Source organism: Bradyrhizobium sp. B025 (assembly GCF_042257955.1).
GTDB classification, from domain to species: Bacteria; Pseudomonadota; Alphaproteobacteria; order Rhizobiales; family Xanthobacteraceae; genus Bradyrhizobium; species Bradyrhizobium diazoefficiens.
In genome coordinates this window covers 2,629,759-2,651,184 of the sequence record NZ_CP170150.1, presented here as the reverse complement: position 1 = coordinate 2,651,184, position 21,426 = coordinate 2,629,759, and the positions used below count along the sequence as shown (strand labels likewise).

General features: G+C 65.4%; 20 protein-coding genes. 15 read left to right on the top strand and 5 right to left on the bottom strand.

Annotated elements, in window-relative coordinates; genetic code table 11:
• Positions 1-42 precede the first annotated feature (42 nt).
• A complete protein-coding gene (locus tag ACE10W_RS12155) occupies positions 43-459 on the bottom strand; it encodes a MucR family transcriptional regulator (protein WP_011085852.1) in 417 nt (138 codons plus the stop codon).
• 157 nt (positions 460-616) lie between these two features.
• Complete coding sequence (locus ACE10W_RS12150) at positions 617-1,480, bottom strand: DUF308 domain-containing protein (RefSeq protein ID WP_304551769.1); 864 nt, start codon at positions 1,478-1,480, stop codon at positions 617-619.
• A gap of 307 nt (positions 1,481-1,787) precedes the next feature.
• On the opposite strand from ACE10W_RS12150, the gene ACE10W_RS12145 reads away from it, so the two are divergent.
• Both ACE10W_RS12145 and ACE10W_RS12140 read left to right on the top strand, forming a co-directional pair.
• A complete protein-coding gene (locus tag ACE10W_RS12145) occupies positions 1,788-3,437 on the top strand; it encodes a glycosyltransferase family 39 protein (protein ID WP_011085850.1) in 1,650 nt (549 codons plus the stop codon).
• A gap of 183 nt (positions 3,438-3,620) precedes the next feature.
• Positions 3,621-4,400 (top strand): class II aldolase/adducin family protein, encoded by a 780-nt coding sequence (locus ACE10W_RS12140; protein WP_011085849.1) that lies wholly within the window; start codon positions 3,621-3,623, stop codon positions 4,398-4,400.
• Positions 4,401-4,703: 303 nt separating this feature from the next.
• Here the strand turns inward: ACE10W_RS12140 and ACE10W_RS12135 are convergent, their stop codons facing one another.
• From ACE10W_RS12135 to ACE10W_RS12125, 3 genes are all read right to left on the bottom strand, one after another.
• On the bottom strand, positions 4,704-6,098 hold the full coding sequence (locus ACE10W_RS12135; RefSeq protein ID WP_011085848.1) for a M20/M25/M40 family metallo-hydrolase: 1,395 nt from the start codon (positions 6,096-6,098) through the stop codon (positions 4,704-4,706).
• Between the two features lie 54 nt (positions 6,099-6,152).
• A complete protein-coding gene (locus tag ACE10W_RS12130; RefSeq protein ID WP_304551768.1) occupies positions 6,153-7,481 on the bottom strand; it encodes a glycosyltransferase family 87 protein in 1,329 nt (442 codons plus the stop codon).
• 132 nt (positions 7,482-7,613) lie between these two features.
• Entirely contained in the window at positions 7,614-9,233 is a 1,620-nt protein-coding gene (locus ACE10W_RS12125; RefSeq protein WP_011085846.1) for a helicase HerA-like domain-containing protein, read from the bottom strand.
• 347 nt (positions 9,234-9,580) lie between these two features.
• Here ACE10W_RS12125 and ACE10W_RS12120 point away from each other — a divergent pair, with 347 nt between their 5' ends.
• From ACE10W_RS12120 to ACE10W_RS12060, 13 genes are all read left to right on the top strand, one after another.
• On the top strand, positions 9,581-9,946 hold the full coding sequence (locus ACE10W_RS12120) for a hypothetical protein (protein ID WP_011085845.1): 366 nt from the start codon (positions 9,581-9,583) through the stop codon (positions 9,944-9,946).
• Positions 9,947-9,970: 24 nt separating this feature from the next.
• Positions 9,971-10,378 (top strand): DUF4332 domain-containing protein, encoded by a 408-nt coding sequence (locus ACE10W_RS12115; protein ID WP_011085844.1) that lies wholly within the window; start codon positions 9,971-9,973, stop codon positions 10,376-10,378.
• A gap of 276 nt (positions 10,379-10,654) precedes the next feature.
• On the top strand, positions 10,655-11,515 hold the full coding sequence (gene folP, locus ACE10W_RS12110) for a dihydropteroate synthase (protein WP_028172291.1): 861 nt from the start codon (positions 10,655-10,657) through the stop codon (positions 11,513-11,515).
• Complete coding sequence (gene folB / locus ACE10W_RS12105; RefSeq protein ID WP_027544155.1) at positions 11,512-11,880, top strand: dihydroneopterin aldolase; 369 nt, start codon at positions 11,512-11,514, stop codon at positions 11,878-11,880. The genes folP and folB overlap by 4 nt, the downstream gene beginning before the upstream one ends.
• A 1-nt stretch (position 11,881) precedes the next feature.
• Positions 11,882-12,373: a 2-amino-4-hydroxy-6-hydroxymethyldihydropteridine diphosphokinase gene (gene folK, locus ACE10W_RS12100; protein WP_304551758.1), complete on the top strand. Its 492-nt coding sequence runs from the start codon at positions 11,882-11,884 to the stop codon at positions 12,371-12,373.
• A gap of 81 nt (positions 12,374-12,454) precedes the next feature.
• On the top strand, positions 12,455-14,326 hold the full coding sequence (locus ACE10W_RS12095; RefSeq protein ID WP_304551755.1) for a methylmalonyl-CoA mutase family protein: 1,872 nt from the start codon (positions 12,455-12,457) through the stop codon (positions 14,324-14,326).
• Positions 14,323-14,787: a GFA family protein gene (locus ACE10W_RS12090; RefSeq protein ID WP_011085839.1), complete on the top strand. Its 465-nt coding sequence runs from the start codon at positions 14,323-14,325 to the stop codon at positions 14,785-14,787. Before ACE10W_RS12095 ends, ACE10W_RS12090 begins: the two co-directional genes overlap by 4 nt.
• 23 nt (positions 14,788-14,810) lie before the next feature.
• Positions 14,811-16,967: a methylmalonyl-CoA mutase gene (scpA, locus tag ACE10W_RS12085; RefSeq protein WP_304553736.1), complete on the top strand. Its 2,157-nt coding sequence runs from the start codon at positions 14,811-14,813 to the stop codon at positions 16,965-16,967.
• A gap of 37 nt (positions 16,968-17,004) precedes the next feature.
• Positions 17,005-17,301: a nucleotidyltransferase family protein gene (locus ACE10W_RS12080; protein ID WP_011085837.1), complete on the top strand. Its 297-nt coding sequence runs from the start codon at positions 17,005-17,007 to the stop codon at positions 17,299-17,301.
• A 32-nt stretch (positions 17,302-17,333) separates the two neighbouring features.
• A complete protein-coding gene (locus ACE10W_RS12075; RefSeq protein WP_304553733.1) occupies positions 17,334-18,107 on the top strand; it encodes an RsiV family protein in 774 nt (257 codons plus the stop codon).
• Between the two features lie 128 nt (positions 18,108-18,235).
• Positions 18,236-19,228: a tripartite tricarboxylate transporter substrate binding protein gene (locus ACE10W_RS12070; RefSeq protein WP_060911166.1), complete on the top strand. Its 993-nt coding sequence runs from the start codon at positions 18,236-18,238 to the stop codon at positions 19,226-19,228.
• A 161-nt stretch (positions 19,229-19,389) separates the two neighbouring features.
• Positions 19,390-19,881 (top strand): tripartite tricarboxylate transporter TctB family protein, encoded by a 492-nt coding sequence (locus ACE10W_RS12065; RefSeq protein WP_011085834.1) that lies wholly within the window; start codon positions 19,390-19,392, stop codon positions 19,879-19,881.
• Positions 19,882-19,884: 3 nt separating this feature from the next.
• A complete protein-coding gene (locus ACE10W_RS12060; protein WP_011085833.1) occupies positions 19,885-21,396 on the top strand; it encodes a tripartite tricarboxylate transporter permease in 1,512 nt (503 codons plus the stop codon).
• Positions 21,397-21,426: the final 30 nt, after the last annotated feature.

Sequence of the window (21,426 nt, the reverse complement as noted above, 5' to 3'; positions counted from 1 at the left end):
GCACGCTTCGCTTTGCCCACCCTACGAGATTCGAGGCCGGCTCTACTTCCGCTTCCGCTGCTGCTGTCCCAAACCCATCTGCTTTGCCAGTTGCGAGCGCGCCACCGCGTAGTTCGGCGCGACCATGGGATAGTCGGCCGGCAGGCCCCATTTCTCGCGGTACTGCTCGGGCGTCATGTTGTACTGGGTGCGCAGATGGCGCTTCAGCGACTTGAAGCGCTTGCCGTCTTCCAGGCAGACCAGATAGTCCGGCGCGATCGACTTCTTCAGCGACACCGCCGGCTTGGCCGGCTCGAGCGGCGCCGCCTCGACGCGGCCCGACGAGACCCGCACCAGCGCGCCGTGCACCTGGCTGATCAGGTTCGGGATCTCCGCGGCCGGCGTCGGGTTGTTGCCGAGATAGGCCGAGACGATGCTCGCCGTCAGCTCAATGAAATTCTTAGCCCCGGCATCCGACATGGGCCCGACCTTTCTCCACCTTGCGTCTCACGGGAGAGACGACTTCGAAGTATTCCGTGTCAACAATACGTTCGGCCAAAATACAGGACTGACGACTATGGGCTGATGACTGGCGAAGTGACAAGAAAGCTGGCGCTTTACTTGGCCCCGGCAGTCCTCAGGAGCGCTGGTCAAGATGCGCGCGCAACTCGTCGATCGAGGCAAAGCGCATCATGCCTTCCGGCATCTGCGCTTCGATCGAGCCGTCCGAATAGAGCGAATAGGCCATGCCGTCGACGACACCGGATTTGAGCACGGTCACGGGCGCCTGCTCGACCGCCGGCTCCGACTCCGGCTCGGGTGCAGGCGGCGGGGTAGCCTCGACAAAGGTCGAGGGCGAGCGCGGCGGCGGGCGGCGCGAGGCGGCCGGCGGTTCCGGCGGGCGCATACGATCCGGCTTCGGCCAGGCGTCGTCGAAGCTTGCAGGAGGCGTGTCCGGGCCGGCAGGCGCCGCGGGCTCGGCATGCGGCGGCGGGCCCTCGGTGGCCTTGGCCTCCGCACGCTCGCGTTCCTTTCGCGAGGTCGAGGCGAACAGCAGGTTGCGCCGGCGCGGCGCTTCCGGAGCTGCGGGCGGCGCCGGAGGTTCCGGCTCCGGTGGCGGCTCGACGCGCGGCCGCTCGCGCGTCGGTGCCTCGCCTTGCCATGGCGGCGGCGCGGCCGGCGATGGCGGGGCCGTCGGCTCGGCGCGCATCGCCGGAGCAGGCTCGGGCGCAGGCGCGCCGGGCAGCGCGAGACCCGGCAGCACGGGCCTGACGCGCACTTCGGACGGTGCAGCGGCACCGGCCAGCCGGCGGGCAATGCCCTTCAGTTCCAGCACCACCAAATGGAGGCCCGCCAGTAACATTCCGGAGCAGACGCCGATCGTGCCCGAGATTATGAGGGTACTGCCGAGGCTGAACTCCCTGACGGTGAAGCCAAACAGGATCGCAAGGAGGCCCGCCAGGACGGCGACAATCCCCGCGATCAATAATGCCAACGTCATCGAACTCACCCCCGGCCGCGCATCCATACGCGACACACGCCACGATACCGTCTTCCTGTGTTGCTCGCCAACGACGAATTGCGATCAGCGTTCCTAAAGGGAAGGAAATCAGGGACTTATTCACATTCCCTTCAGCTACGGATCGCTACTGCTAGAGTGCTCTTGAGTTTCTGGATTTGCTGCGTCGCATCAGGAATTTAGCCATAATGCCCAATTACTTGGTAATGGAACTGCGCTATACGGAGTCCGGGGAGCAGGCCCGCGCGCACCAGCAGGGCCGAGAGGGGATTCCGGGTCACCAATAGCCATGACATCCATCACGACTTCGGCGATCGACACGCCCCTGCGGCGCTCGGTCGAACGGACTTGCGACGATCTCGCCATGCTGGTGCTGGCCGCGGTCGCCGTCATTGCAGGCTTGACCTTCCGCGATTACGGGCTCGGCTGGGACGACTACACCCACGCTGAATATGCCGATCTGTTGCTGCGCATGTTCGGTTCCGGCTTCAAGGACACCGCGGCGCTCTCCTTCGCCAACCTCTATATGTATGGCGGCGGCTTCGACATGGTCGCGGCCCTCCTGCACAAGGTCATTCCGCTCGAGCTGTTCGAGACGCGCCGCCTGGTCGGCGCGATCGTCGGCGTGATCGGGCTTGCCGTGACGTGGCGGCTCGGCCGCCGCATCGGCGGGCCGCTCGCGGGCCTCGCTGCGCTGCTTCTGCTCGCGCTCTGCCCGATCTTCTACGGCCACATGTTCATGAACCCGAAGGACGCGCCCTTCGCGGTCGCCATGATCATCCTGATGCTGGGCCTCGTCCGGCTCGCGGAGGAATATCCGCAGCCTTCGCCGCGCACGATCCTGATCGTCGGCTTAGGTGCCGGCCTGTCGATCGGCTGCCGCATCCTCGGCGGGCTTGCGCTGGTCTACGCCCTGATCGGCTTCATCCCGCTGTTCCTGGAGGAACTGCGCACCGAAGGCGTTCGCGAGGCGGCCCGCCGCTTCGCCCATGTCGTCTACCTGCTGCTGCCCGGCCTGGTGTTCGGCTATCTCGTGATGGGCCTGATCTGGCCGTGGTCGATCATGGAGCCCGGCAATCCCTTCGAGGCGCTGACCTACTTCTCGCACTTCTTCGAGAAGCCCTGGAAGGAGATGTTCGACGGCGCGATCGTGTCGGTCCCCGACATGCCCTGGTCCTATCTGCCGACGCTGTTCGCGCTTCAGTTGCCCGAGGTGATGCTGGTGCTGATGACCGGCGCCGTGGTCAGCACCTTCGCGCTGCTGCCGCGCGGCGAGGTTCCGGCCCGCCGCAAGACCATCCTGCTGATGCTGACGCTCGCCGCGACCCTGCCGCTCGCGATCGCGATGGTGAAGCGGCCCGCGCTGTACAACGGCATCCGCCATTTCGTCTTCGTGATCCCGCCGATGGCAGTGCTCGGCGGCGTCGCCTTCGCCTGGACCATGGAGCGCCTGCGCGCCAACCACCGCACCTGGCAGCCGGTCGTGCTCGCCACCTTCTGCTTTGGCCTCGCGCTCCCGCTCGCCGAGATGATCCGGCTGCATCCCTATCAATACACCCACTTCAACCACATCGCCGGCACGGTGCGCGCCGCCGACGACCGCTTCATGCTGGACTATTGGGGCCTCGCGCTGAAGCAGGCCTCCGACGAGCTGCGCGAGCAGCTGGTCGAGCGCCAGGAAGTGCCGCCGCGCAACCGCAAATGGAAGGTCGCGGTATGCGGTCCGCAGCGTCCGGCGCAGGTCGCGCTCGGGCCCGACTTCACCATCGGCTGGGACTCCAATGCCGCCGATTTCGCCATGACGCTCGGCGAGTTCTACTGCAAGGGCCTGACCGCGCCTGTCATGGTCGAGATCAAGCGCGACGACGTGGTGTTCGCCCGCGTCTACGACATCCGCGGCAGCAGCATTTCCAGCCTGCTCTCGATCCCGGCACCGTAAGATCATTGTCCGATCGGACGGCCGCGTAGACGAAACGTCGCGTCGGACGGTTCTGAAATCCGGAACCTCAAACGCGCACTCCATGCGGGCGACGCTGAACTGCCGCGCTTTGAGCGCCTTGCCGCCGACCTCACCCGAGACTAGGCTCTCGCTCCGCAACAACGAGGTTCGGAGAGATTTGCCATGTCACCAGCAGAAGCGCGCCTGAAGGAAGTGCCGTCGAACATGACGGAGGCCGAGTGGCAGCAACGGGTCAACCTCGCCGCCTGCTATCGCCTCGTCTCGCTGTACGGCTGGGACGATCTGGTCGACACCCACATCTCCGCCCGCGTGCCCGGCCCCGAGCATCACTTCCTCATCAACCCCTACGGGCTGATGTTCGACGAGATCACGGCCTCGAGCCTCGTCAAGGTCGACCTGCACGGCAACCAGCTCTCCGAGAGCGAGTACAGCATCAACCCGGCCGGTTTCACCATCCATTCGGCGATCCACGAGGTGCGCGAGGACGCGATCTGCGTGCTGCATCTCCACACCCTCGACGGCACCGCGGTGTCGAGCAGCGCCGAAGGGCTGCTGCCGCTGAACCAGACCGCCCAGCTCGTCACCCACGACCTTGCCTATCACGACTATGAAGGCATCGCGCTCGACCACGACGAGCGGCCGCGGCTGCAGAAGGACCTAGGCGACCACAACCACATGCTCCTGCGCAACCACGGTACGCTGACGGTCGGCCGCTCGGTCGCCTCGGCCTTCGAGCGCATGTATCACCTCGAGCGCGCCTGCTCGATGCAGGTGCGCACGCGCGCGCTCGGCACGCCGGTCTATCCGGTCGAGGAGATTGCGATCGAGAAGAACACCGAGCTGCTCGCCAACCGCGACCGCGCCGAGCTGCGTGCGACCAACCTCGTCTGGCCGCCCCTGCTGCGCAAGCTCGACCGCGAGCTGCCGGGCTATCGGTCTTGAGATTTTCGGGATTTCGTGTAAGGTAGCTCTCAACGACCTCTGCACGTTCTGGAATGAAACGTCGCCCAATTCCGGGCGGCGTTTTTATTTGGCCCCGCTGTCATTGCGAGGAGCTCTTGCGACGAAGCAATCCAGACTGATTCCGCGGCGGGATTCTGGATTGCTTCGGTTCGCAATGACGAAGATAGAGATTTCGTAGGGTGGGCAAAGCGAAGCGTGCCCACCCCTTCGATCGCAATCGCGGAGAGATGGTGGGCACGGCGCGCGAAGAGCGCGCCTTTGCCCACCCTACGGCACCGTGTGCTACTTCACCTCGGCCAGCGCCGCGAGGATGCGGGCCCAGGAGCGGATGCCCTTCTGGAAGCTGCGGAGGTCGTACTTCTCGTTCGGCGAGTGGATGTTGTCGTCATCCAAGCCGAAGCCGACCAGCAGCGAGTCCAGTCCCAGCGTGCGCTTGAAGTCGGCGACGATCGGGATCGAGGCGCCCGAGCCCATCAGCACGGTCTCCTTGCCCCATTCCTCGGTCAGCGCCTTGCTGGCGGCGGCGAGCGGCTTCATGTTCCAGTCGAGCGCGACCGCGGGCGCGGCGGAATGGTCGCCGAACTCGACCTTGCAGTCGCCGGGAAGCCGTGCCGTCACGTAGTCGCGGAAGGCCTTACGGATCTTTGCGGGGTCCTGTCCCTCGACCAGACGGAACGAGACCTTGGCGGACGCATGCGACGGGATCACCGTCTTGGAGCCTTCGCCGATATAGCCGCCCCAGATGCCGTTGACGTCGCAGGTCGGACGCGAGGAGGCCTGCTCGATCAGGAGCCGGCCCTTCTCGCCGGCCGGGATCGACAGGCCGATCGGCTTCAGGAACATCTCCGGCGTCAGGTTGAGCTTCTTCCACTGCTCCAGGATATCGGGCGGCAGGTCCTTCACCCCGTCATAAAAGCCGGGGATGGTGATGCGGTTATCGTCGTCGAACAGCCCACCGAGAATTTTCGTGAGCACCCGGATCGGGTTCATCGCGCTGCCGCCGAACACGCCGGAATGCAAATCGCGATTGGCGGCGGTGATCTTCAGCTCTTCATAGAGCAGGCCGCGCAGCGACGTCGTGATCGCCGGCGTGTTGCGGTCCCACATGCCGGTGTCGCAGACCAGCACGTAATCGGCTTTGAACTCGTCCTTGTTGGCCTCGATGAAAGGCACGAAATTCTTCGAGCCGACCTCCTCCTCGCCTTCGATCAGGAAGGTGACGTCGATCGGCAGCGAGCCCGTCACCTTCTTCCAGGCGCGGCAGGCCTCGACGAAGGTCATTACCTGGCCCTTGTCGTCCTCGGCGCCGCGGGCGACGATGATCTTGCGGCCATCGGCATGATCGGTGACGGCAGGCTCGAACGGCGGACGGTGCCAGAGGTCCAGCGGATCGACCGGCTGCACGTCGTAATGGCCATAGAAGATCACATGCGGCCGCCCGCCCGCTCCGGTCTTGCCGACGATGGCGGGATGGCCGGCGGTCGGCCTCACTTCGGTGGCGACACCCAGGCTCGCGATATCCTTGGCGAGATGCTCGGCCGCGGCCTTGCAGTCGTTGGCAAAGGCCGGATCCGCCGAGATCGACTTGATCCGCAACAGCGAGAACAGGCGCTCAAGGCTGTTGTCGAAATCCTTGTCGATGTGGTCGAGCACGGATTGAAGCTGGGCATTGGCCATGGTCGGATTCCTGACTTTCGAGTCTCAAGATGGGTTCTCAAGAGGTCTTGGGTTTCAAGAGATCTTGGGTTTTAGCGCTGCCGCGGCGCCGGAGCCAGCCGCAACCGGCGGATGCCGGATGTGCCATGCAAGGCTCCCCGCGAGGATGGCTGTGGCGAGGAGGTTGTTGCCCCAGGCCTGGAAGGCATTGGGAAACCACGGCAGTGCCAGCAGCATGAGACATCCGGCCGCGCCGAGGGCAAGCCAGGTTCCCAGCCGCACATTCGCCCGCTCGTCGAAGGCGGCGCGATGCATCAGCACCGTCATCGGGAAGAACAGCCACATGAAGTAGTATTGCCGCGCCAGGGGCGATGCCACCGTCATCAGGCAGAACAGAATGCCGAGCTCCTCGGCATCCGAGCGCGCCGTTCGAAGCCGTTGCGGCGGCATGACCGCGACGAAGCCGAGCCCGAGCAACGCCGACAGCGCGAGCACGATCCAGTTCGCCGTCCTGTAATCGACGTCGATGATATTCATCATGCGCGGCGGCTTGCTGGGATCCTCCTGATTGTAGTTGATCGGACGAACCAGGCGGTGCGTGACGGCAATGATGGATTGGTTGACCCACGACCAGTTCTGCTCGTCGCGCTGGCCAAAGCCCTTTTCCGAGCTCGCCCCGACCATGCCCTGATACCAGATCGCAAGCTCGGCCGCGTTGCGCTCGAAGCCGCGAATGGGCGCCGGCACAACATAGAGAAGGATGCCGGTGAAGACGACCGTAGCGACGGCAGCCGCCCACTTCCGCCGCCAGACCAGATAGGGCAGCACCGCAATCGGAAACACCTTGATGGCGGTGGCGAGCGCGAACATCAAGCCCGCGAGCCAGACGCGCTGATGCTGCAAGCACCAAAAACCGTAGAGCATCATCGCCAGCAGGACGAGGTTCGGCTGGCCGAGATCGAACATGTCGAACACGAAGGTCACGGTGACGAAGGCGGGCAGTGCCTCCAACCAGGGGCCGGGCTTGCGGCCCGAGCCGGTCATGACATTGGAGAGTGTCCCGGTGTACCACCACGCCAGCGCATTCAGGACCGACAGCACGATGTAGAGCGGGATCTTGCCGAACCAGCTCGGGATCGCCAGCAGGATCGCCGGCAGGGGTGGATAGATGAATTCGAACGGATAACGGAAGTCGCCCGGATAGAGCGAGCCACCATGCAGCACCTGCTGCCCGGCCCAATACCAAAGCGCATAGTCCTTGGTCTTGCCGTGGCCGAAAATCTCCGGACCGAGGACGTCCGCGGTCAGGATGAAGCAGCAAAAGAGGAAGAGCAGGTCCAGCGGCGCGCGCAGCGACAGGCGTCTCGGCGCATCAGGTTTGGCTAGCGGGTCGGTTGAGGTCACAATAGGGTCCAGTCCAGCGTCGACATAGCACGTAGCAGACCGACGAACGGTTGGAGAGCACCTCACCTGAAATTGTACCCGTGGCGAGGCGGCCGCGCCAGCGCGCGGATTGCCTCCAATCGGGCTTTCTGCCTACCGACGCAGCAAGCCGCCGAGCGCGCCGCGGACCAAGGTGCGGCCGATCGAGCCGCCGAGCTGGCCGCCGACCGACTTGCCGAGATTGGCGGCCATCCCTCCGATCACCTGGTTGGTCACCGATCGCGTCACGTCGCGCGCAATGACCTGGCCGGCCGACAGGCGGCCGCGCTTGACATTGGTGCCGAAGATGGTGCCGACGATCGAGCCGATCTGGCCGAGGATGCCGCCGCCTCCGCCCGCCGGAGCATCCGCCGTCGCCGCGGTGCCGGCGATGCGCTTCTGGATCATCTCGTAGGCGGACTCTTCATCAACGGCGGTGTCGTATTTGCCCTTCACCGGGCTCGCATCCATGATCGCCTTGCGCTCTTCCGGCGTGATCGATCCGATCCGGGCCGACGGCGGCCGGATCATCACCCGCTCAACCATCGCCGGCGTGCCGTTGCCTTCGAGGAAGGACACCAGCGCTTCGCCCTTGCCGAGCTCCATGATCACCTTGGCGGTGTCGAGCTTCGGGTTGGGCCGGAAGGTCTGGGCCGCGGCAGCGACCGCCTTCTGGTCGCGCGGGGTGAAAGCGCGCAGCGCGTGCTGCACCCGGTTACCGAGCTGACCGAGCACGCGGTCGGGCACGTCGATCGGGTTCTGCGTCACGAAGTAGACGCCGACGCCCTTGGAGCGGATCAGGCGGACCACCTGCTCGATCTTGTCCATCAGCGCCTTGGGCGCGTCGTTGAACAGCAGATGCGCCTCGTCGAAGAAGAACACCAGCTTCGGCTTCGGCAGGTCGCCGGCCTCGGGCAGCTCCTCGAACAGCTCCGACAGCATCCACAACAGGAATGTCGCGTAAAGCCGCGGGCTCTGGAGCAGCTTGTCGGCGACGAGGATGTTGACCATGCCGCGGCCGTCGCGGTCGGTCCTCATGAAGTCCTTCAGCGTCAGCGCCGGCTCGCCGAAGAACTTGGTGGCGCCCTGGTTCTCCAGCACCAGGAGCTGGCGCTGGATGGTGCCGACGGTGGCCTTGGTGACGTTGCCAAATCCCTGGGCGGCCTTGCGGATGTCGGCAAGCGGATCGTCGGCGGCGTCCGGCCCCTTCTTGCTGCTGTCGGGCACGATGGCATCGAGCAACGCCCGCAGATCCTTCATGTCGATCAGGACAAGGCCGTTGTCGTCGGCGACACGGAAGGCGACGTTGAGCACGCCCTCCTGCACGTCGTTGAGGTCGAGCATGCGCGCGAGCAGAAGCGGCCCCATCTCGGTGACGGTCGCCCGCACCGGGTGGCCCTGCTCACCGAACACATCCCAGAACACCGTCGAGAACTGGTCGGGCTGGAACGTCAGCCCCATCTCGGTGGCGCGCTTGACGATGAAGTCCGCGGGCACGCCGACCTCGGAGATGCCGGAGAGGTCGCCCTTGATGTCGGCCGCGAAGACCGGAACACCGGCGCGCGCAAATCCCTCTGCCATGACTTGCAGCGATACCGTCTTGCCGGTTCCGGTTGCACCGGTGACGAGGCCGTGGCGATTGGCGAGCGCCAGCGTCAGCCATGCCTGCTCGTCTCCCTTGCCGACGAAGATCTTGTCGTCGGTGTCGCCGAGCTTGCTGTCCTGTGCGGTCATTATTCTCTCTGATCCGTCTGCCGTATTTCGCGTATTGAAACTCAAATGCCAGTTCCGTAGTTTAACGCATGTCGCGCGCCGATTGAAACCGTTCAACGCGACCTGATCATGCGACATTGTCGGAAAACAAGTGCACGACATCCGCCGAAAGTAGGAACTGCGCGTTCGCACCGCGGTAATTTACTGCTGATTTCATCTCCGCTCTTGCATCGCTGCAACACTTTTCGCGCGTTCTAAGCTGAATCGCATGTTCGCCTCCGTTCATAGCTTGTATTTCACACCACACCGGCTCAAGATCATTTTGAAAACAATACTCCGGCATGTGAACCGGCTGAGGGGCAGGCCATATGGACGAGCTGATCGGGCGGCTGGCGACGAACGCCAGCATAGATAGTGCTGTCGCTGAAAAGACGGTCGGCATTATCCTGGGCTTCCTTCGCAACGAAGGCCCTTCCGAGAACGTCGAAGCCCTGATCAATCATATTCCCGGCGCGGAAGCGGCGATCGAGGCGTCCAAAAGCGGTGGCGGACTGTCGCGGCTGATGGGCGGCGGCCTGATGGCGGTTGGCACGCGCCTGATGGGCTTGGGACTTGGCATGTCCGAGATTCAGACCATTGCCCGTGAACTTTTTCGCTTCGGCCGAGACAAAATCGGAGCGGATCAGATGGGCAAGATCATCGCAGGGACGCCGGGCCTCAGCCAATTTGCCTGAGCTACGCTTTTCATATCGAGCATCATGACATATCCGATTTCCGAGATTGAGGGCCTGCCGGCCTTTGCCGCCAACAAGTTGAAGGCGCAAGGAATCCGCACGACGGACGCGCTGCTCGAGGCGGCCTCAACCGTGAAGGGCCGCAAGGCGCTGTCCGCCAAGACCGGCATCAGCGAGCAGCAGCTTCTGGAATGGGCCAACGTCTCCGACTACATGCGCATTCCCGGGATGGGCCGTGCCAAGGTCGGCCTGGTCCGTGCCGCCGGCGTCACCACCGTGCGCGAGCTCGCCTATCGGAATCCGGCAAGACTCGCCCAGAGCATGCGCGAAGCCAACGAGAAGAAGAAGCTCCTCCGCATCCTGCCCTCGGAGAAATCGGTCGGCGACATCATCGCCAAGGCCAAGAAGCTGCCGCCGAAGATCACGTATTAGGCCTGCTGCTCACTGCATACGAGCGCTGAAGCCACACCTTCGCCGGGACGACACCGGGGGTAAGAGTGGACGGCTGTCTCAACAACGTCATTGCGAGCGCAGCGAAGCAATCCAGACTGCCGCCGCGGAAAGATTCTGGATTGCTTCGCTGCGCTCGCAATGACGGAGCGTGGGCAAGAGCATCGTTCCCTCACTGGCCCCGGAACGGATCGGCGCGACCGGATCGCCCCCAATCCCGTCTTGACTCCCCCTCCCCGACCGCGCACATCCACGCGCATGAATGCCTTGCCATCCCCTTCCGTCCCGCCGGCCGGCTCGGCCGGGCGTGACGTGCTGCGGACACTGCTGGAACGGCCACTCCCGGCGGTGATGGGCGTGCTCAACGTCACCCCGGATTCCTTCTCAGACGGCGGCGATTTCATCGCGCCCGACCTGGCGCTCGAACGGGCCCGGGCGATGATCGCCGATGGCGTCGACATCATCGACATCGGCGCGGAGTCCACCCGGCCCTACAAGGGCGCCAAGGCCGTCACGGCCGAGGACGAGCTTGCCCGGCTGAGGCCGGTGCTATCGGGCGTGGTTGCGCTCGGCGTGCCGGTCTCGATCGACAGCATGAAGGCGGAGGTGGTGGCCTTCGCGCTCGACCAGGGCGCGGCGATCGCCAACGACGTCTGGGGCCTGCAACGCGATGCCGGCATGGCGCCGCTGGTAGCCGCCAGAGGCGTCCCCGTCATCGTCATGCACAACCGCGAGAGCGTGGATTCCGCCATCGACATCATCGCGGACATGAAGGCGTTCTTCCTGCGCTCGCTGGATATCGCCGCCAAGGCCGGCATCGCACGCGACAAGATCGTGCTCGATCCCGGCATCGGCTTCGGCAAGACCGCCGAGCAGAGCATGACCGCGCTGGCGCGGCTGCGCGAATTCGACATGTTCGGCCTGCCGATCCTGGTCGGCGCCTCGCGCAAGCGCTTCATCGCCTCGGTGTCGCCGTCGGAACCGAAAGAGCGGCTCGCCGGCTCGATCGCGGCGCATCTCATCGCCGCGCAGCGCGGCGCCAGGATCATCCGGACCCATGACGTCGCCGAGACCTTGCAGGCCCTGCGGGTCGCGAACGCAATCGAGAGCAAGCAATGACCGATACGATCTTCGTGACCGGCCTGTCGATCCACGCTCGCCACGGCGTCATGGATCACGAAACCGAAGTCGGCCAGCGTTTCGTGATTGATCTCGAGCTCTATACCGACCTGTCGGAGCCTTCGCGCACCGACCGGCTCGCCGATACGGTGTCCTACGCCGAAGTCGTGGCGACCACGACGGCGGCGTTCAAGAACACCAATTACAAGCTCTTGGAACGCGCCGCCGGCGCGGTGGCCGACGCCATCCTGTCGCACTTCCCGCGCATCCGCGCCGTGAAGATCACCGTGCACAAGCCGCATGCGCCGATCGCTGCGATCTTCGACGATGTCGGCATCATGCTGACGCGCTCGCGGCACCCTTGATATGGCGAGCGTGCTGATCGCACTGGGCGGCAATGTCGGCGATGTCCGCGCGACGTTCGGCAAGGCGATCGCGCACATCTGCGGCATGGCGCAGGCCGCGCTGACCGCGCGCTCCTCGGACTATGCAACGCCGCCCTGGGGCGATGAGGAGCAGGATCCCTTCATCAATGCCTGCATCGAGATCGAAACCGGCCTCGATCCGCACGCGCTGCTGTTCGTGCTGCAGAAGGTCGAGCAGAAATTCGGCCGCACGCGGACCAAGGAGCGGCCCTGGGGGCCGCGCACGCTCGATCTCGACATGATCGCCTATGACGATGTCAGGCTGCAGAAGCCCGACCTGACCTTGCCGCATCCGCGTCTGTTCGAGCGCGCCTTCGTGCTGGTGCCGCTGGCCGAGATCGCGCCCGACCGCGTGATCTCAGGCATTCGCGTGCGCGACGGGCTTTCCAGCGTCTCGACGCAAGGCATTGAGCGGCTTCCGGATACCGGTTAACCAAAAACAACCGTTTGCAGGGACGGTCCGCCGTGGCAATTTCGCCTGCGAACAACAAGATTTTCGGGAGCCCTTCGCCGCATGACCTCCGTGACTGACGACCTGCCGCTGGCGGCGGATTTTCCCAAGGCAACGGTCGAAGACTGGCGCAAGCTGGTCGATGGCGTGCTCAAGGGCGCGCCGTTCGAGAAGCTGGTCGGCAAGACCTATGACGGCCTGAAGATCGATCCGCTCTATCCGCGCGCCAGGGGCGTTGCGCCCGTGGTCGGACGGGCTGCGGCCGCGCCGTGGCAGATCATGCAGCGGATCGACCATCCCGACGCGGCGGCCGCGAACGCGCAGGCCTTGCAGGATCTGGAGAATGGCGCGACGGGGCTCGCGCTGGTGTTCGCCGGAGGCAATGGCGCCCACGGTTTCGGCCTGGAACCGACAGCCGACGCGGTCGCAAAGGTCTTGAAGGACATTCATCTCGATGCCGGCATCGGCATCGAGCTTCAAATCGGTCCGCAATCGCGGATGGCCGCGATCCATATCGCGGAATATGTAAAGAGCAAAGGCCTCGATCCCGCGGCCTGCGACATCCGCTTCGGTCTCGATCCGCTCGCCGCCTGCGCGGTGTGGGGCCACAGCCCTTACACCTGGGAGGAGATCGCTCCTGCCGTCACCGGCGGCATCAAGGGCCTCGCCGCGCTCGGCTTCAAGGGGCCGTTTGCGTCCGCCGACGGACGCGTGATCCACGATGCCGGCGGCTCGGAAGTGCAGGAGCTCGCCTTCGTGCTCGCCTGTGGCGTCGCCTATCTTCGCGCGATCGAAGGCGCCGGCGTTCCGCTGGAAGCCGCGCAGGGCATGGTCTATGCGCGGCTCGCCGCGGACGCCGACCAGTTCCTGACCATGGCAAAATTCCGCGCGCTGCGGCTCTTGTGGGCGCGCATCGAGACGGCATGCGGACTGACGCCGAAGCCGTTGTTCATCGCCGCCGATACGGCCTGGCGCATGCTGACGCAGCGCGACCCCTATGTGAACATGCTGCGCGCCACCATGGCGACGTTCGCGGCGGGGCTTGCCGGCGCCAACGCGATCACGGTGCTGCCGCACACGCTGGCGCTCGGACTACCCGATCCGTTCGCGCGGCGCGTGGCGCGCAACACGCAACTGCTGCTGCTGGAGGAGAGCAACCTCGCCAAGGTCAGCGATCCCGCGGCGGGCGCAGGCGGCATCGAGACGCTCACGGCGCAGCTTTGCGAGGCGGCCTGGGCACTGTTCCAGGAGAGCGAGAAGGCCGGCGGCGCCTTTGCCGCGCTTCAGCAGGGCCTGTTCCAGAGCAAGGTCGCGGCCGCCCGCAAAGCGCGCGATGCCAACATTGCAAAACGCCGCGACGTCCTGACCGGCGCGAGCGAGTTTCCGAACCTGCATGAGCGCGAGACGGCGGTGCTGAAGGCGACGCCGGTCGCGCTCGCACCCTACGGCGAACAGAAATACAAGTTCGACGCGCTGCCGCCGATACGACTGGCGGAACCGTTCGAAGCGCTGCGCGACAAATCCGACGCGGCGTTGAAGGCGCGCGGCGCGCGGCCAAAGGTGTTCCTGGCCAATCTCGGCACGCCCGCCGATTTCACGGCGCGCGCAACTTTTGCGAAGAGCTTCTTCGAGGCCGGCGGCATCCAGGCCATCGACAGCGAGGGTTTTGCCGATCCGGCCAAATTGGCCGCCGCGTTCAGGGCCTCCGGTGCAGAGCTTGCCTGCCTTTGTTCCAGCGACAAGGTCTATGCGGAACACGCCGAAGCCGCGGCAAAGGCCCTGCAAACCGCAGGCACCAGACATATCTATTTGGCAGGCCGCCCGACCGAGGCCGAGGCAGGTTTACGGGCCGCCGGCGTCACGGGTTTTGTCTTCGCCGGGGGCGATGCGCTTGCCACGCTGCAAGACGCCTATCGACGGATGGAGCAGGCATGACCGAGCCAGGCAAACCAGTTCTCACCGGCGGCTGCCAATGCGGCGCCATCCGCTTTGCGGTCTTGGCAGCGCCGGCGAAGATCAGCATCTGTCATTGCCGGATGTGCCAGAAGGCGACCGGTGCGCCGTTCGCCTCCTATGCCGACATCGAGAAGGGTGATTTCGCCTGGACCAAGGGCACGCCCTCTGCGTTCCGCTCCTCGTCCATCGCGATGCGCGATTTCTGCGCCGCCTGCGGCACGCCGCTGAGCTTCCGCCGCATCGACGGCCCGCGCATCGAGATCATGACCGGTACGTTCGATCGTCCGGATCACGTGGTGCCGACACGGCAATATGGAACCGAATCCCGCCTCGGCTGGGTGGTCGGGATCGCCAATTTGCCGAGCCAGACCACGCAACAGAATTACGGGCCGGAGAAGATGGCGACCATCGTCAGCCATCAGCATCCGGACCATGATTGAGCGTCTATGATATGGTCGAAACCATGAGCCGCATTCCCAATTTCGCCGATGTCGCCTTCGAGAGAGCAACCACCGCCGCGCCGGCCGGCAGCGCCGAGCCGTGGCTGACGCCCGAGGGCATCCTGGTGAAGCCCGCCTATGGCGAGGCCGACCTCGCCGGGCTCGATTTCCTCGAGACTTATCCGGGCATCGCGCCCTACCTGCGCGGCCCCTACCCGACCATGTATGTCAACCAGCCCTGGACCGTCCGGCAATATGCCGGCTTCTCCACGGCGGAGGATTCCAACGCGTTCTACCGCCGCAACTTAGCGGCCGGCCAGAAGGGCCTCTCGGTCGCCTTCGACCTCGCCACCCATCGCGGCTATGACAGCGATCATCCGCGCGTCGGCGGCGACGTCGGCATGGCCGGCGTGGCCATCGATTCCATCTACGACATGCGCACGCTGTTTGCGGGCATCCCGCTCGACCAGATGAGCGTGTCCATGACCATGAACGGCGCGGTGCTGCCGATCCTCGCGCTATTCGTCGCCGCCGCGGGCGAACAGGGCGTGCCGCCGGAAAAACTCTCGGGCACCATTCAGAACGACATTCTGAAAGAGTTCATGGTGCGCAACACCTATATCTATCCGCCTGCGCCCTCGATGCGGATCATCTCCGACATCTTCGCCTACACCTCCACGAAGATGCCGAAATACAATTCGATCTCGATCTCCGGCTATCACATGCAGGAGGCCGGCGCGACGCAGGATCTCGAGCTCGCCTATACGCTCGCCGACGGCGTCGAATATTTGCGCGCCGGACTTGCCGCAGGCCTCGACGTCGACCGCTTCGCGCCGCGGCTGTCGTTCTTCTGGGCGATCGGCATGAACTTCTTCATGGAAGTCGCCAAGATGCGCGCCGCGCGCCTGTTGTGGGCGAAGCTGCTCAAGCCGTTCAACCCGAAGGACCCGCGCTCGCTCTCGCTGCGCACGCATTGCCAGACTTCGGGCTGGTCGCTGACCGCGCAAGACGTCTTCAACAACGTGATGCGGACGACGGTCGAGGCGATGGCGGCCACGCAAGGCCACACCCAGTCGCTGCACACCAACGCGCTCGACGAGGCGCTGGCACTGCCGACCGACTTCTCGGCCCGCATCGCCCGCAACACCCAGCTCTTCCTCCAGCAGGAGAGCGGCACCACCCGCATCATCGATCCCTGGGGCGGCTCGTATTATGTCGAGCGTCTGACGCGCGATCTCGCCGCCAAGGCGTGGAGCCACATCCAGGAGGTCGAGGAGCTCGGCGGCATGGCGAAGGCCATCGAGGCCGGCGTGCCCAAGCTGCGCATCGAGGAGGCTTCCGCCAAGACCCAGGCCCGCATCGACGCCGGCAAGCAGGCGGTGATCGGCGTCAACAAGTACAAGCCGACCGACGAGGCCCCGATCGATATCCTCAAGGTCGACAACACCAACGTCCGCCGGCTCCAGATCGACAAGCTGACGCGGCTGAAATCCGAGCGCAACCAGAAGGACGTCGATGCCGCGCTTGCCGCGATCACGCGTTCGGCCGGCGAGGGCAACGGCAATCTGCTCGCGCTCGCCATTGATGCCGCGCGGGCCAAGGCGACCGTCGGCGAAATCTCGGACGCGATGGAGAAGGTGTTCGGCCGGCACCGCGCCGAGATCAAGTCCATCACCGGCATCTACAAGCGGGAGGCGTCCAGCATGGGTAACCGGGTCGAGAAGGTTCAGGCGCTGATCGACGCCTTCGAGGAGGCTGAGGGCCGCCGTCCGCGCATCCTGGTCGCCAAGATCGGCCAGGACGGCCACGACCGTGGCCAGAAGGTGATCGCCTCGGCGTTCGCCGATATCGGCTTCGACGTCGACATCGGGCCGCTGTTTGCCACCGCCGATGAAGCGGCGCGACAGGCCGTCGAGAACGACGTCCACATCCTCGGCGTCTCTTCGCTTGCCGCGGCCCACCTCACCGCCGTGCCTGAACTGAAGGCCGCGCTGAAGAAGCAGGGCCGCGACGACATCATGATCATCGTCGGTGGCGTGGTGCCGCCGCAGGATTACGAGGCGCTCTACGCGGCCGGTGCCGAAGCGATCTTCCCGCCGGGCACGGTGATCGCCGACGCCGCCGAGGAGCTGATCCGCAAGCTGAACGCCCGGCTCGGGCATAGCGAGGCGGCGGAGTAGATGCTACGCTGGCCGTATCACCGGTCGGGTTGTCTTCATGACACGTGATGAGATCATCGCTGCGATCCGCAAGAACGCCGATGCCATCAAAGCCAAGGGCGTCTCGAAGCTCGCCATCGTCGGCTCGCGGGCCGACGCCGACTATCGGCCGGACAGCGACATCGATGTCCTGGTCGAGGTCGAACCGGAGGCCTCTTTCTCGCTGCTCAACCTGATCGACGTCGAGCAGATCATCGAGGACGCGACCGGCTTGCAGGCGCAGGCGACTGTCCGGCGCTCCGCCTCCCCCCACTCTGCGCAGCAGATCGCAGACGACATCCTCGAAATATTCTGACGCTCACGTAAGGAGCACTCCCCTTGAAGTTCATGATCGGTTTGAGCGTCGCCATGGCGCTTAGCGCAACGTGCGTGATCTCCGCCTTCGCCGCGGATCCAAAGCCCGACGCCGTCGTCAAGACCAAGAGCATCGAGGCGCGCGTCTTCCTCGACGACAGGATCAAGGCGGATGCAGCGCTCGCGGCGGATTGCCTGGCCGAAGGCAGGAAGTGGCTCGACAAGAACGCGGCCGAGGCCGCCGCCGCGCGCAAAGAAGATCCGCAGTTCTTCAAGGACGGCGGCTGGGACTTCGAGCGCAAATATGCGATCCGCTCGGTCGTTGCCGACCGCTATGCCAGCATCCTGCGCAACGACTACATGGACACCCACGGCGCCCATCCCAATTCGGACGTGAACACGATCCTCTGGGACAAGACCGAGCGCAAGCGCATCTCGATCCGCCCGTTCTTCAACGAGACCGCCGATGGCGGCCCGACCATGAAGGCGATGCTGAAAGCCGTGATCGCCTCGCTCAAGGCCGAGAAGAAGAAGCGCGACACCAGCGAGACCGCAACCGACGAGTGGTTCAAGAGCGTGGAGCCGAGCCTGCTCAAGATCGGCGCGGTGACGCTCGCCCCGTCGACCGAAGCCGGCAAGAGTTCCGGGCTCACGTTCCACTATCCGCCTTACGCGGTCGGTCCCTACGCCGAAGGCGAATATGTCGCATTCGTGCCGTGGGAGATGCTGAAGCCTTACCTCACCGCGGAAGGCACGCGCATTTTCGGCGGCGCACGACCGAAGGGCGATGTGGAAGAGCCGCAATGATCATCGTGTGAGCAACGACACATTGCTCACAGCGCTCTGGTAGCGCTACCTTGCAGCCGCGCTGCAAAGCTGACTAGAATGCCGTCATTAAGAGCGTCCGGTGTCACGGGCGCCGCTGGGAGGCATTCATGTCCAAGATTACGCGCCGCGCTTTTGCGGCTTCATCCGCCGCGGTCGCGGCGTCCGCCGCATTCGGTCTCACGCCCGCCCGCGCCCAAGCCTATCCGGCGCGGCCGGTCACCGTGATCGTGCCCTGGGGCGCCGGCGGCGGCACCGACGCGACTGCGCGCATTGTCGCAGCCCTGCTGGAAAAGGACCTTGGCCAGCCCTTCAACGTGGTGAACCGCACCGGCGGCTCCGGCGTGGTCGGCCATACCGCGATCGCGACTGCGCAGCCCGACGGCTACACGATCGGCATGCTCACGGTCGAGATCTCGATGATGCACTGGCAGGGCCTCACCGAGCTGACGCCGAAGAGCTACACCCCGCTGGCGTTGATGAACGAGGACCCGCCCGGCATCCAGGTCTCCTCCTCCTCGCCCTACAAGACGGTCAAGGACCTTGCCGAAGCGATCAAGACCGCGCCGCCCGGCAAGTTCAAGGCCTCGGGCACCGGCCAGGGCGGCATCTGGCATCTGGCGCTGGTCGGCTGGATGCAGGCGATGGGCCTGCCCGCCAACCAGGTCGCCTGGGTGCCGTCGAACGGCGCCGCGCCCGCGATGCAGGATCTCGCCGCCGGCGGCCTCGACCTCACCACCTGCTCGGTGCCGGAAGCGCGCGCCATCATCGAGGCCGGCAAGGCCAGGAGCCTCGCCATCATGGCGCCGGCGCGCAACCCGATCTTCCCGGACGTGCCGACGCTGAAGGAGGCGATGGGCATCGAATACGCGACCGGCGCCTGGCGCGGCATCGGCGCGCCCAAGAACCTGCCCCCGGAGCTCGCAACGAAGCTCACCGCGGCGCTGAAGAAGGTCTACGACTCCGCCGAGTTCAAGGACTTCATGAGCAATCGCGGCTTCGGCACGGTGTGGGGCGATGCCGGCCAGTTCGCTGGCTTCATGGACAAGGGCGACGCCCAGATGGGCGAAGCGATGAAGGCCGCAGGTTTGAGCAAGGCGTGAACCTTCACCTCTCCCCGCGTGCGGGGAGAGGTCGAATTCGAGCTCCGCTCGAATTCGGGTGAGGGGGGGCTCCGCGAGTCCAACTCTCACCGTCCGCGCGGAAAGTCCCCTCTCCCCGTAAGAACGGGGAGAGGGAGAAGAAACCCCACAGGACTCCTCCCATGCGTCTTCCCGACTCCGTCACGGGCTCGTTTCTCGTCGTGCTCGGCGCCGCTTCTGCCTATGGCGGCTACATCTTGCCGCCGGTGCCGGGGCAGCCGGTCGGCCCCAACGTGTTTCCGCTCGTGATCGGCACCGGGCTTGCGCTGTGCGGGCTCGCGATCGTGTTCGGCATCGGCCATTCCTTCGAGGAGGAGGAAGAGCTGATCCCGCTGGAGGGCGGCCAGGCAGCAAGCCCGCCGCCGCAGGGCAAGCTCTACGGCCTGCGTGCGCTGCTGCCGCCGGCGCTTTTGCTGTTCTACGTCGTCGCCGCCGACCGGCTCGGCTTCATCATCACCGCGGCGATCATGGTCTACGTGACCTCGACCGCGCTCGGCGCGAAGTGGAAGCTGGCGCTGCCGCTCGCCGCGCTGTCGCCCTTCGCCATCCACCTCATCTTCGGCAAGCTGCTGCGCGTGCCGCTTCCTGCCGGCCTGCTGCCGACGCCCTGGTGATCCATGCTGAAGACCCTGATTGAAGCATTCGCGCTGATCTCCACCTGGGAGGTGGTCATCGCGATGTTCGCGGCCTCCGTGTACGGCCTCGTCATCGGCTCGCTGCCGGGCCTGTCGGCGACGATGGCGACCGCCCTGCTCGTCCCCGTCACCTTCTATCTGTCGCCGATCGCCGCGATCGCGACCATCGTCGCGGCGTCCTCGATGGCGATCTTCTCCGGCGACATTCCCGGCGCCCTGCTGCGCATTCCCGGAACGCCCGCGTCCGCCGCCTATGCGGACGAAGCCTATGCCATGACGCGCAAGGGCCAGGCCGAGCTGGCGCTCGGGGCCGGCGTCTGGTTCTCAGCGGTCGGCGGCATCGCCGGCGTGCTGTCGCTGATGATCTTGGCGCCGCCGCTCGCCGAGGTCGCGCTGTCGTTCTCCACCTTCGAATATTTCTGGCTGGCGCTGCTCGGCCTGATGTGCGCCACCCTGGTCGCGCGTTCCTCGCCGGTGAAGGCGATCGCCGGCATGTTCCTCGGCCTGCTCGTCTCCTGCATCGGCATCGAGAATCCGGGCGGCGTGCCGCGCTTCACCTTCGGCATCACCGACCTGTTCGGCGGCATCGAGCCGATCCCGGCGCTGGTCGGCGTGTTCGCGGTGGCGCAGGTGATGCGCGCGATGCTGACGCCGGAACCACCTCCACTGCCGCGTCGAAAATTCGGAAGCATCATGGCCGGCCAGTGGAAGCTGACCAGGAAATACCATTGGCAGATGACGCGCGGAAACATCGTCGGCATCATCATCGGGGTGCTGCCCGGCGCCGGCGCCGACATGGCCGCCTGGGTCAGCTACGCGATGTCCAAGCGCTTCTCCAAGGAGCCGGAGAAATTCGGCACCGGCCATGTCGAAGGCCTGGTCGAGGCCGGCGCCAGCAACAATGCCAGCATCGCCTCGGGCTGGGTGCCCTCGCTGCTGTTCGGGATTCCCGGCGACACCATCGCCGCGATCGCGATCGGCGTGCTCTACATGAAGGGGCTCAATCCCGGCCCGACGCTGTTCACCGAGAAGGCGTCGAGCATGTACGCGATCTACCTGATGTTCATCATCGCGAACATCCTGATGATCCCGCTCGGCATCGCCATGATCCGGATCGCCGCCTACATCCTGCTGGCACCGCGCTCCGCCATCATGCCGATCATCATGCTGTGCTGCGCGGTCGGCTCGTTCGCGATCGGCAACAACATGTTCGGCGTCGTCACCGTCGCCGCCTTCGGGGTGATCGGCTACGTGATGGAGGCGAACGGCTATCCCGTCGCCGCGATGGTGCTCGGCATCGTCATGGGCACCATGGTCGAGCAGGCCTTCGTGACCTCGCTGATCAAGTCCGACGGCAGTATCCTGCCGTTCTTCGAACGCCCCGTCGCCGCCATCCTCGCCGCCATGGCGATCGGCGCGCTGCTGTGGCCGGTGATGGTATGGGTCTGGCGCAAGGTGAAACCGGTGCAGACGGCGGCAGCAACATCCCGGTGATAGGGGGCGGGCGGCCCTCGCCTGCCCCGC